This is a genomic window from Leucothrix arctica, from assembly GCF_003172895.1.
Taxonomy (GTDB): domain Bacteria; phylum Pseudomonadota; class Gammaproteobacteria; order Thiotrichales; family Thiotrichaceae; genus Leucothrix; species Leucothrix arctica.
On the sequence record NZ_QGKL01000042.1, the window covers coordinates 382,288 to 393,787 of the forward strand.

At 43.6% G+C, this 11,500-nt stretch carries 13 protein-coding genes; 6 read left to right on the forward strand and 7 right to left on the reverse strand.

All coding sequences use genetic code 11. The features are described 5' to 3' along the window. Positions 1-2 precede the first annotated feature (2 nt). The 7 genes from cydX to DKT75_RS18890 form a co-directional block, all read right to left on the reverse strand. Positions 3-113 carry a cytochrome bd-I oxidase subunit CydX gene (gene cydX, locus DKT75_RS18860; RefSeq protein ID WP_109825718.1) on the reverse strand — a complete coding sequence of 37 codons (111 nt, stop codon included), beginning with the start codon at positions 111-113 and terminating at the stop codon, positions 3-5. A gap of 12 nt (positions 114-125) precedes the next feature. Continuing rightward, entirely contained in the window at positions 126-1,271 is a 1,146-nt protein-coding gene (gene cydB, locus DKT75_RS18865) for a cytochrome d ubiquinol oxidase subunit II (protein WP_109825721.1), read from the reverse strand. Between the two features lie 11 nt (positions 1,272-1,282). Next, positions 1,283-2,884: a cytochrome ubiquinol oxidase subunit I gene (locus DKT75_RS18870; RefSeq protein ID WP_109825723.1), complete on the reverse strand. Its 1,602-nt coding sequence runs from the start codon at positions 2,882-2,884 to the stop codon at positions 1,283-1,285. Between the two features lie 327 nt (positions 2,885-3,211). After that, the gene (locus tag DKT75_RS18875; protein WP_342767374.1) at positions 3,212-3,838 is read right to left on the reverse strand and encodes an esterase/lipase family protein; all 627 of its coding nucleotides are present in this window, start codon (positions 3,836-3,838) and stop codon (positions 3,212-3,214) included. Then, positions 3,825-4,865: a CAF17-like 4Fe-4S cluster assembly/insertion protein YgfZ gene (gene ygfZ, locus DKT75_RS18880; RefSeq protein ID WP_109825728.1), complete on the reverse strand. Its 1,041-nt coding sequence runs from the start codon at positions 4,863-4,865 to the stop codon at positions 3,825-3,827. Before ygfZ ends, DKT75_RS18875 begins: the two co-directional genes overlap by 14 nt. A 4-nt stretch (positions 4,866-4,869) precedes the next feature. Then, positions 4,870-5,778, reverse strand: a complete 909-nt coding sequence (locus tag DKT75_RS18885) for a peptidylprolyl isomerase (RefSeq protein WP_109825731.1) — start codon at positions 5,776-5,778, stop codon at positions 4,870-4,872. Positions 5,779-5,798: 20 nt separating this feature from the next. Continuing rightward, a complete protein-coding gene (locus DKT75_RS18890) occupies positions 5,799-6,098 on the reverse strand; it encodes a YciI family protein (RefSeq protein ID WP_109825734.1) in 300 nt (99 codons plus the stop codon). Positions 6,099-6,262: 164 nt separating this feature from the next. Here DKT75_RS18890 and DKT75_RS18895 point away from each other — a divergent pair, with 164 nt between their 5' ends. From DKT75_RS18895 to DKT75_RS18920, 6 genes are all read left to right on the forward strand, one after another. Further along, the gene (locus DKT75_RS18895; protein ID WP_109825737.1) at positions 6,263-6,889 is read left to right on the forward strand and encodes an L-threonylcarbamoyladenylate synthase; all 627 of its coding nucleotides are present in this window, start codon (positions 6,263-6,265) and stop codon (positions 6,887-6,889) included. Positions 6,890-6,937: 48 nt separating this feature from the next. Continuing rightward, a complete protein-coding gene (locus tag DKT75_RS18900) occupies positions 6,938-8,161 on the forward strand; it encodes a tryptophan--tRNA ligase (RefSeq protein WP_109825740.1) in 1,224 nt (407 codons plus the stop codon). Positions 8,162-8,179: 18 nt separating this feature from the next. Beyond that, on the forward strand, positions 8,180-9,016 hold the full coding sequence (locus tag DKT75_RS18905) for a segregation and condensation protein A (protein ID WP_109825742.1): 837 nt from the start codon (positions 8,180-8,182) through the stop codon (positions 9,014-9,016). Continuing rightward, a complete protein-coding gene (gene scpB / locus DKT75_RS18910; protein WP_109825744.1) occupies positions 9,003-9,674 on the forward strand; it encodes an SMC-Scp complex subunit ScpB in 672 nt (223 codons plus the stop codon). Before DKT75_RS18905 ends, scpB begins: the two co-directional genes overlap by 14 nt. 168 nt (positions 9,675-9,842) lie before the next feature. Beyond that, positions 9,843-10,262: a hypothetical protein gene (locus DKT75_RS18915; protein ID WP_109825746.1), complete on the forward strand. Its 420-nt coding sequence runs from the start codon at positions 9,843-9,845 to the stop codon at positions 10,260-10,262. Positions 10,263-10,349: 87 nt separating this feature from the next. Beyond that, positions 10,350-11,492: a methyltransferase gene (locus tag DKT75_RS18920; RefSeq protein ID WP_211665496.1), complete on the forward strand. Its 1,143-nt coding sequence runs from the start codon at positions 10,350-10,352 to the stop codon at positions 11,490-11,492. Positions 11,493-11,500: the final 8 nt, after the last annotated feature.

Below are 11,500 nucleotides of genomic sequence, written 5' to 3' on the forward strand. Positions count from 1 at the left end.
TATTAGTCTTCTTTCTCATCATCATCCAAGCCGTTTAGTTCTAACCACATCACGTTAATGATGCCGAAAGCACAGGCCAATAAAACGCCTAGTAACCAAGCAAAATACCACATGATTAGCTCCTTTTAGTAAAGTGAGTGCTCGTTAGCACGGATATCTTCAACACCATAAGAACCCCAAAGTTTGACGTAGCACCATACGGTGTAGATCAAAATAATAGGGATAAACAATACCGTTGCAAACAACATAATCGATAAGGTTAGCTCACTTGATGCAGCATCCCAAATTGTCAGGCTGTGGCTAGGGTCAGTGCTTGAAGGAAACACAAACGGGAACAATGCAAATGCGCCAGTCAGAATAATAGCGAACATGCTAACAGTCGTGAAAGCAAATGCAGTCCCAGCATTGTTAAGCTTAGCCATTAGGTAAGCGCCCGCTGCCGCTGCAATACCAACCACTGGTGCAATCATAGTGAGTGGGTACTCAGAGTAATTATTAAACCAACCACCTTCAACGATCTCAACAGTCTTGTTCAATGGGTTTGCTGGAGCAGCTTGATCAATTACGCTAGTGATGACATAGCCATCAATACCGAAGTACAACCAAATACCCTCAATGATAAACAAACCTAATACCGCTAAAGCAGCCCACTGTGTGTATTTGCGAGCACGTGACTGAACATCATCACGCGTACGCATCATCAAGTAAGCACCACCATGCATTGTGAACATAGAGATTGCTAGCAAACCAGACAGTACTGCAAATGGGTGTAGCAAGCCGAAGAAGTTACCTTCGTAATAAGAACGCAAGTAGTCGTCATAATGAAAAGGTATCCCTAAGAACAAGTTACCAAACGCGACACCAAGAATGAGCGGAGGAACCACACCGGCGATGAATAACCCCCAATCCCAAGTGCTGCGCCATTGCTTGTGTTCTAGCTTAGAGCGGTAATCAAAACCAACCGGACGGAAGAATAATGAAAACAGCATCAGCATCAGTGCTAAATAAAAGCCTGAGAAAGCCGTCGCATACAAGATTGGCCAAGCTGCAAACACTGCACCAGCGGCTAGAATCAACCAAACCTGATTACCATCCCAGTGAGGCGCAACTGCATTAATCGCCACTCGACGCTCTTCATCTGATTTACCTACGAAAGGCAACAGGATGCCGACACCCATGTCGAAGCCTTCGGTCATGGCAAAGCCTAACCAGAGGATCCCAACCAATAACCACCACACCATTTTCAGTGTTGGATAATCAATAAATTCCATAACAAATTTCCTTACAGTAGCTCAGCTTCTGGGTTAGTCGAAGGCGCATGGTACATAGAGCCACCAGGCTTTTCGTGGAAGTAACGGCCAGTGTGTAGGCTGCTCGGTCCAAGACGCGCGAATTTCTGCATTAAGTAAACTTCGATGATCAACAAGATGGTGTAGAAAATCACAAAGCCAATCAAACTAGACAAGATGTCGTTGTAAGTCAGAGATGATACTGCTGCAGAAGTTGGTAATATTTCACCGACTGCCCAAGGCTGACGACCATACTCAGCAACTACCCAACCGGTTTCAATCGCAATCCACGGCAGTGGCAGACTGATGAATGATAACCATAAGAACCAACGCTTTTTAAACGCAGTACGGCGAGCCGTGAATATAAAGGCAAGCAAGAAAAGCCCCAGCATAGCGAAGCCACAAGCAACCATGATGCGGAATGACCAGAACACAGGTGCTACATGAGGTATAGAACCTTCAGCAGCCGCTTTGATCTGCTCTTCAGTCGCATCAACTACGTTCGGTGCATACTGTTTAAGGAGTAACGCGTAACCTAACTCACCTTTGGTTTCTTCAAAGCTTTGTTTTTCAGCCTCAGTCGCTTCACCTTTACGGACTTTCTCAAACAGCGCGTAAGTGTCTTTAGAATCACGAATACGAACTTCGTTTTCCTTGATGATGTCGTTTAAGCCTTTTACTTCTTCATCAAAAGAGCGAGTAGCGATGATGCCCATCACATAAGGGATTTTAACCGCATTATGTGTTTCTTTAGCTTCCTGATCAGGAAAACCAAATAGGGTGAACGCTGCAGGTGCAGGCTCTGTTTCCCACTCAGCTTCAATCGCTGCTAGCTTAGCTTTCTGTAGCTCACCCGTCTCATAACCACTCTCATCACCCAGCAAGATAACGGACAGAATAGACGCTAGACCGAAACCGGCTGCTATCGCGAATGAACGCTTCGCAAAGCCTGTGTCACGACCTTTTAGCAAGTACCAAGCACTGATGCTCAAAACGAACATAGAACCCGCTACATAACCACCAGACACGGTGTGAATGAATTTCACCTGTGCGATTGGGTTAAATAGAATCTCGGTGAAACTGGTCATCTCCATCCGCATGGTTTCGACATTGAACTCAGCCCCAACAGGATTTTGCATCCAGCCGTTTGCGATCAAAATCCAAAGCGCAGAAAAGTTTGTTCCAATCGCCATCAGCCAAGTAACCGTTAAGTGCGACACTCTGCTTAAACGATCCCAACCGAAGAAGAAGATACCCACAAAGGTAGACTCTAAGAAGAAAGCCATCAGACCTTCAATAGCCAGCGGGGCCCCGAAAATATCACCCACATAATGTGAGTAATACGACCAGTTAGTTCCGAACTGGAATTCCATGGTCAAACCAGTAGCAACACCTAAAGCGAAGTTGATACCGAATAGCTTTCCCCAAAACTTAACCATGTCCTTGTAGACCTGCTTACCGGTCATGACATAGACCGACTCCATAATGGCTAGCAGGAAGGTCATTCCTAGGGTTAGGGGTACAAATATAAAGTGATATAACGCTACTGTTGCGAACTGCAATCGCGATATATCGACTATTTCTTGTGCGATCATGATACTAATGCTCCTTAGTAACTCATCTATTAGGGTGGTTTAAACTGCTTTATAAATGAGAACTAGGAAGTCGTCCTTGATATATATCAAGAAGTGGTAGAAAGGTGGAAATAGGGAGGTTTTACTAGGCTTTTAAGGCATAAAAGTAACTCGTTGGATGAGCAAAACTATACTAATTAAAAGGTGAAAATATGATATAAAGCTGGGCTGATATTTGGTGAGGAAACGGGGAAGTTGCCTTTAGGGTTTTAGAGGCTAGAGGTAGCCTTTTAAAGAAGATTAATACTACTTTGAGTAGGTGTGAAGTTGATAAGTTAGTTTCTAAGTTTATTGAAAGCTGCCCGTATTCAAAAAACTAACCGTCAAATCAGCCACATCTTTAGAAAACAATAAACCAGTATGGTTCTTATCTACCACTATGTGTTCTTTCAAGATTTCGTGCTGTGTTTCACTCAGGAGAACCGTACCGTCGCTTTCTTCTGGTAAACCACCTACTAGCGTACCAACTCCTAATGAATCACTTACCCCTGCAATCATGCCGATTTCATAAGGCATACTGGGCATTGTGAAGTTTCCGTCTAAGCCATTACCCATACTGTTTTTCAGCAATCTATTAACAAGTGGCCAAGTCATAAACTTATCAGCGATATAACTTCCATTAAGCGGACTTCCTAACAAAACAATGCGTTCTATTTTTGGTAAGCCATCTAGCGCCAACAAGTGCATGGACATTATGCCGCCGAGGCTATGTGCAACAATGTAAGTACTATCTAAGTTAAGCGCTAGGAGCTTTTGCTTGAGCAACTGAGTGTTGTGAGCGATATCGTGCTTAGCACTAGGGTAGGACAGGCTGTGAACAGTGAAGTTAGCCTTGGAGAGTTGGTGATTAAGGTAGAGCATTTCCACAGAGTTCATGAGAACTCCGTGGATTAATACAATATTAGCTGTCGTCATTAACGGTGTAAGGCAGTGTGAGTACCTTAATCGCAGCGAGGGTTTCACCTTGCGCTAAAAACAATGGCTTTTCACTATCTGCAATCTTAAGGATTACCAATGCTTGCACATTATCATCAGGATTAATAACTGCATTAAGTATTTTACCAACTTCAGTTCCGTCTTCTAAAACGATACTGTCATTAGCTTTCGGCACGTCATGTGTTGTGATTTCCACATTAAACATACGACGTTTGTTTTTACCTAAGTAATGCAAGCGGGCAACCACTTCTTGACCTGGGTAGCAGCCTTTTTGAAAGTCTACGCCATCGATATCCGTCAGATTTATCATCTGCGGAATCCAGACTTCAGTACTTTCAGCCGTAATCACAGGGCGACCCGCAAGGATATTAATGTAATCCCATGCTTGGCTACTCACAGGCGCAGCGCGAACGTTGCACTTAACCCATAACGCAGAAGCTTCAGCAACATCACCAAACACTTCAAAACGTGGTGTATTGCCCGGCAAACGAAGAATCGTTAACTGCCCAACACTCATTGTTTGATTGGGTTCAGTCGGTACTTTGTCCAAGATCAACTCTAGGTCAGACTGTGCGTTTTCACCCGCATAGCCAAAGTGTACAAGACTGTCCGTAGCATCACTGATCGATACCTTAGACATCATGATGTAACGACTTAGCTTAGTCATAACCGTCTCAACCATGTCGCGAGACATAATCAAGAAGATGCTTTGACCACGCTTAAACGCACGAAAGTTAGCGATAACACGGCCTTTAGGGCTACACCAAGCAGTAAGCTGATGCGTTTTATCGTCAATTTTTGTGATGTCGTTTGTCAGCTGATTTTGTAAAAAGCTTTCAGCGTCAGCGCCACTCACTTCAAGTAAACCACGATCAGCCAAGTTAGACAGTACCGCACCCTGAGGTGCGATACGTCTTTCACGGTTAGGGTTGCCAAATGATACTAGGCGTTCCTCTTCGAACTCTGCACCTTGGTCGATCAGAAATGCTTTCCATGCAGACTTCATACTATTACTCCGATTTTGCTGGTTCAGCAGTTACTTCAACGGCTGGTACTTTAATTTCTGGCAGCATGATTTTGATCTCAGCTTTTTCTTTCATCTCATCCATAAATGCCATCATCTTTTGCTGTGCCAACATACGCGTTAGCTGTGGCTTAAGAGAGTCCATTGGCGGCAATTTAGCAGGACGAGTTTCTTCAAGTTTGATTACGTGGAAACCAAACTGCGTCTTAACTGGCTCTGCAGATACATCGCCTTTCTTCATGCCTTTAACCGCATCAGAGAATGGCTTAACCATTGTCGCTGATTTGAACCAACCTAAATCACCACCGTTCTTTGCAGAAGGGCCTGTTGATTTTTCTTCAGCAACTTTAACAAAGTCTGCACCCGCTGCAATTTCAGCGATAACTGCTTTTGCTTCGTCTTCAGTCTTCAGAAGAATGTGACGTGCTTTAAACTCGTCATTCGCGTCTTTCTGAACACGCTCTTCATAAACCTTTGTGATTTCTTCATCAGTAACCTCAAACCCTTCAACTTTTTCTTTCGTCCAAGTCGTTAGTAGAATATTACGAGTAAAGTCTTCGATACGTTGCTTGATCTCAGCACGCTCTAGAATATCTGTCTCACCAGCGGCTTGAAGTGCAATCTCAGTTGCAACAAGGTCATCAAGTGCAGCGCGAGGGTCGTTCTTCTTAGGATCTGCAGAGCGCTGTACAACACTCAGGTACTGGTTAAGTACGTCTTGCGTAATTTCTTTACCATTTACCACAGCAACAACCGCTTTGCTTGGTGCCATAACTTCAATTGTCGTTTCAGCAGGCTTCTTTTCTGCGTGACTATCTGCGAATGCAACCTGTGATAAGCCAGCTGCTAATGCAACGCTAATACCCGCAATAAGTAGTTTTTTTGTAATTATCATGTCTTTTTATAATCCTAAGTTTAAGGTAACACTTTTTTAAATGGTTTTACGGTCACTTTTTTATAAACGCCCGCGGCAATATAAGGATCTGAATCAGCCCAAGCCTGAGCGGCATCCAAGGTATCAAATTCCGCAACGATCAAACTGCCAGTAAATCCAGCTTCACCCGGGTCTTCACTGTCAATTGCTGGATGAGGGCCCGCTATTACTAAGCGTCCTTCATCTTTCAACTTATTTAATCGCTCAAGGTGAGCTGAGCGAACACTTGCCCGTTTTTCTGAACTATTTGCAATATCTTGAGATATAACTGCATAGAGCATAAAAAATTCCTGTAATACAAAGCCTTTATTGCCACTCTATTCGAACAGTTTTAGAGCAGTTTCGCAAATTAAGCCTTATTAATATAGAGATTGATGCACATCTATCGTACAAACCTAAAAAATCATAGTGTAGAATAACCGATTTTTCCGAGCTTGGCAGTGATATGAGCGAGTATTTTCAGATCCACCCAGATAATCCACAGCACCGTTTGATTGCCAAGGCTGTGGAAATTATAAACAAAGGTGGCGTGGTCGTCTATCCTACAGATTCTAGCTACGCAATTGGTTGCTTGTTAGGCAATAAGCAAGCAGCAGAACGAATCCGTAGAATCCGTCAATTAAACAAAGATCACAACTTCACACTAGTGTGTCGTGACCTGTCGGAGATTGCGCAGTATTCTAAGGTAGATAATATTAACTACCGTCTACTTAAAGCACAGACACCCGGCCCATTTACCTTTATATTGCCGGCTACCGGGGAAGTGCCGAAGCGTTTGCAAAATGCCCGTCGTAAAACGATTGGTTTGCGCATACCTGACAACCAAATTACACAAGCATTGTTAACAGAGCTTCAAGCACCTTTAATGTCGAGTACATTAATAATGCCAGATGACGAGTTTCCAATGACTGATCCATACCAGATCCAGCTACAACTTGAAAATCATGTCGATTTAATTATTGATGGCGGCTATAGCGGGCACCTGCCTACTACCGTGATTGACTTAACTGATGATGATCCAGTTGTACTGCGTGAAGGTAAAGGTGAGGTTGATTGGCTGGTACGTCACTGATAGCTGTTTTATACTGTATCTAATATATTAACTAATGAGAGTAAATTCTTGAGCACCAATCCATCACACAATGAACGTGTCGTTTCTGGCATGCGCCCCACTGGTCGACTTCACCTTGGACATTACCACGGTGTTATAAAGAACTGGGTGGAAATGCAACTCAACTATGAGTGCTTCTTCTTTGTGGCAGATTGGCATGCGCTAACCACGCATTACGATGACCCAAGTCGCACACCTGAACATGTTGAAGATATGGTTATCGATTGGTTGGCAGCAGGTATTAGCCCAAGCTCAGCAACAATCTTCTTGCAGTCAGAAGTCCCAGAGCATGCAGAGTTGCATTTGCTGTTGTCTATGATGACGCCGATTGGTTGGTTAGAACGTGTCCCTACTTACAAGGACCAGCAAGCTAAGTTACGTGAGAAAGATTTAGCGACTTATGGCTTCCTAGGTTATCCACTACTGCAATCTGCTGACATACTTATGTATAAAGCTGATTACGTACCAGTAGGTGAAGATCAAGTCTCACATATCGAGCTGACGCGTGAAGTAGCCCGTCGCTTTAATTATATTTATGGTCGTGAGCCTGATTTTGAAAAGCGTGCTGAAGAAGCTATTTCAAAGATGGGTAAGAAAAATGCTAAGGCATACCGTAACTATCGTAAAGCTTACCAAGAGCAGGGCGATGCTGAAGCACTAGAAGTGGCTAAAGCATTACTTGAGTCGCAGCAGAATATTTCTGTCGGTGATCAAGAGCGTCTATTTGGTTACCTTGAAGGAATCAGTAAGATCATCCTACCTGAGCCTCAAGCTCGCTTAACGCCTGCGTCTAAGATGCCGGGTCTTGATGGTCAAAAGATGTCTAAGTCTTATGGCAACACTATCGCACTACGCGATGCGCCTGAAGACGTTGAGCTAAAAATTCGTAAAATGCCAACGGACCCAGCACGTGTTCGTTTGACTGACGCGGGTGATCCAGATAAGTGTCCAGTATGGCAGTTCCATATCGTTTACTCCGATGACCAAGTTAAAGACTGGGTACAAACGGGTTGTCGCTCTGCGGGTATTGGTTGTCTTGAGTGTAAGCAACCAGTAATCGATGCAGTCATCAATGAGCTAAAGCCAATGCGTGACCGTGCTGAAGAGTTTGAACAAGACCGCCAGCTAGTCCGTCAAATCATTACCGATGGCAGTGAAGCAGCACGTGATGTTGCTCGCGAAACATTGGATGACGTTGTTGAAGCAATGCGCTTCTCAAGCTTTTCTCGTTAATACGGCTGATAAAACTTAGTGTCTACTACTGATACGACAGCGCCTGTTCAGCAGGAGCTACCGTTAGCTATTGTGCAAGGCGAGCAGCTCACTACGTTTCCGGAGGATTTATACATTCCTCCGGATGCGCTTGAAGTTATTTTAGATAGCTTTGAGGGGCCGCTCGATCTTTTGCTCTACCTGATTCGTCGCCAAAATCTCAATATCCTAGATATTCCTATTGCTGAAATAACCACTCAGTACATGGCGTATGTCCAAGTTATGCATAAACAGCACCTTGACCTTGCAGCAGAGTACCTGCTGATGGCGGCTTTATTAGCTGAGATCAAGTCGCGCTTGTTACTACCACAACGATCTAACGCAGAAGAGGAAGAAGACCCTCGTGCTGAGTTAGTCCGTCGTTTGCAAGAGTATGAGCGCTTTAAAAAAGCAGCTGAGGACGTTGATGACCTAGATCGTGAAGAGCGTGACTTTAGTGTTATTAAAATTACCCCTGTGACTGAGGAAAAAGAAATCCCACAGCCAGAGGTCAGTTTAGATAAGTTAATGCACGTATTTAACGATATCTTACAGCGTGTTGACCTCAAGATTAGTCATCAAATCAAACGTGAAACTATTTCAATACGCGCGCGTATGACGGATGTACTTGATCGTTTAAAGATTGGTGAGTTTGTATCATTTGAGTCATTACTACTCAGTCAGCAAGGCCGTTTGGGTGTTGTTGTGACGTTTATGGCGATACTTGAGCTACTAAAATCTCGAGTGATTGATCTAAAGCAAGATGAGCCTTTTGGTTCAATATATGTAATACCCGTTAGTGCTTCAGAAGAGGTTGGTTTAGATGAATCCGAGTGAGTTAGTCAGAGTACTTGAAGCGATTTTAATGAGTGCTGAAAAGCCACTATCGTTTGCAGAACTGATGAAGTATTTCCCCGTGAAAGAATTAGTGACTAAAGTGGCGGTACGACAAGCTTTGGCTGAGCTATCTGGACGTTGTGAAGGACGTGGTTTTGAGCTTAAGCAGGTAGCTAATGGTTACCGCTATCAAACACGCTCAGAGTATAAATACTGGGTATCTAAGCACTGGGACGAAAAGCCACCGCGTTATTCACGTGCGCTACTAGAAACATTGGCTTTGATCGTTTACCGCCAGCCTACGACTCGTGCTGAAATTGAAGAAGTGCGTGGTGTAGCGGTGAGTTCTAACATCATCAAAACACTGGTTGAGCGTGAGTGGATTAGGGTTGTTGGGCACAAAGAAGTTCCAGGTCGTCCTGAGATGTTTGGTACAACGCCGCAACTATTAGATTATTTCAACCTTAACTCGCTAGATGAGCTACCAGCACTACCAGAGCTAAAGAACCTTGATGAGATTTACCCTGAACTAACTAAAGATGCGCCTAAAAAGCCACTTTTGAGTGCTGTTAACAGCGAAACCCCAGAACCGCTTAAAAACAAACCAATTGAAACATCAGAAAGTATCACTGAAGATCTTTTCGATAACAAAGAATAAAATTTTTCAAATACCTTCATAAAAAACTACGAGCGCAATGTCTTAAACTTTGTGTTCTGATTGTAGTCTCAGGATATGGAGGAAGAACTCTTAGTCCGCTGCAGCACAAGGACGTGTTGCAGCATGTATTTATCTCCCCCGGATAAATTAATAGGAAAAGGAATTCTCATGAAAATTTGTACTATGATAATACTCACGACGTCTATGTTGGTGAGTTCGGTTTATGCACAATCATTACCAGTGCTGGCATCAACAATGGACGTCGCCGCAGGCCGAAATTTGAGAAACCAAGGCACACGCTTTTGCTCAGTCACTGTTGACAGTAAGTATTCGCGACACTCAAGTACGACAACCGCCCTGATTCTTTTACCAAAGAACGCTCGGTTACTCGATGCTCGTGTCATTTCGCCGAGTAAAACCTCTGCAAATTGCGGTAAAGCCAAGTCTATTGGTGATAACAATGTAGTGAGTTGTAAGCTGTCCCGCTTATTACCGAATAAAAAAGTAACACTTCGCGCTCGCTACCACCAAAAAATCCCAACTGGAAGCGGTTGTACTGCTTATATTCAAGCGAGTAGTACCATTTAATATGTTAAAATAACTCCAGCGTGAACACTTTGTTAAATAATACAAAGTGTTCACTGTATTTTAAGACATTCTGGAGCTTCAAGATTAGTGGAAACCTTTCTATCACCGTTTGGTGAGATTCAATTAGCGCGTTGGCCACAACGTAAAATGGAGTTATTACGTGCTTGGGATGCTGCAGATGAGTACATCTTAAATCATCTACACGAACAAGCCGTTCTGACTCCAGATACATCTAAACGTACTTTAATAGTAAACGATAGCTTCGGAGCACTTTCTTGTGCACTGCATTCTTTTGCGCCAGATAACTGGTCAGACTCTAGCATTGCCCACATGGCAGCTAAAGAAAACCTGAAGGCAAATGAATTCAGTACGGACCTCAACACCATTGAGTCACTACAAGACCTAGAAGGTCATTATGACGTAGTGATCATTAAAATCCCTAAAACGACGTCATTCTTGGAAGAGCAGCTGATTCGTTTAAAGCCTCATGTCACGAAAGACACCGTTATTATTGCGGCTGGCATGGTTAAGCATTTACAAAAGTCGGCGTTCCAGTGTTTCGAACGCATTATGGGGCCGGTGACGACTTCATTAGCTAAGAAAAAAGCGCGCTTACTTTTTGCTGAAGTTGATGAAAGCCTAGCAGAGCAGGTAAGTCCTTACCCAACGACTTACATTGAGCCTGATGTTGGTGTACCGCTGAGTAACCACGCTAATTTATTCTCTCGTGAGCACTTGGATTTAGGTGCGCGTTTCTTTTTAACGCAATACACTGAGATGCCAAAGAACGCAAAGCATGTGATCGACCTTGCCTCTGGTAATGGTGTGCTAGGTATTAAATATCAGCAAATGAGTCCAGATGCGCAAATCAGCTTTCTTGATGAGTCATACATGGCGGTTGCGTCTTCTAAAGAGAACTACGAAGCAACGTTTCCTGATATCGAAGCAGCGGCAAGCTTTTTAGCAACAGATGGCTTAAGAGGCATAGAGTCTCAGTCTGTTGACTTGATTTTATGTAACCCTCCGTTTCACCAGCAACATGTCGTGGGCGAGCAAATCGCGATGGATATGTTTCTTGAGAGCAAGCGTTGCTTAGCTCAAGGTGGTTCACTTTGGGTAGTAGCGAATGTACATCTCGCTTACCAAGCTAAACTGACTCAAATGTTCGGAAATTGCAGAACGGTTGATAGCGATAAGCGATTCGCTGTCATGAAAGTAATTAAGCGCTAATTATCAGC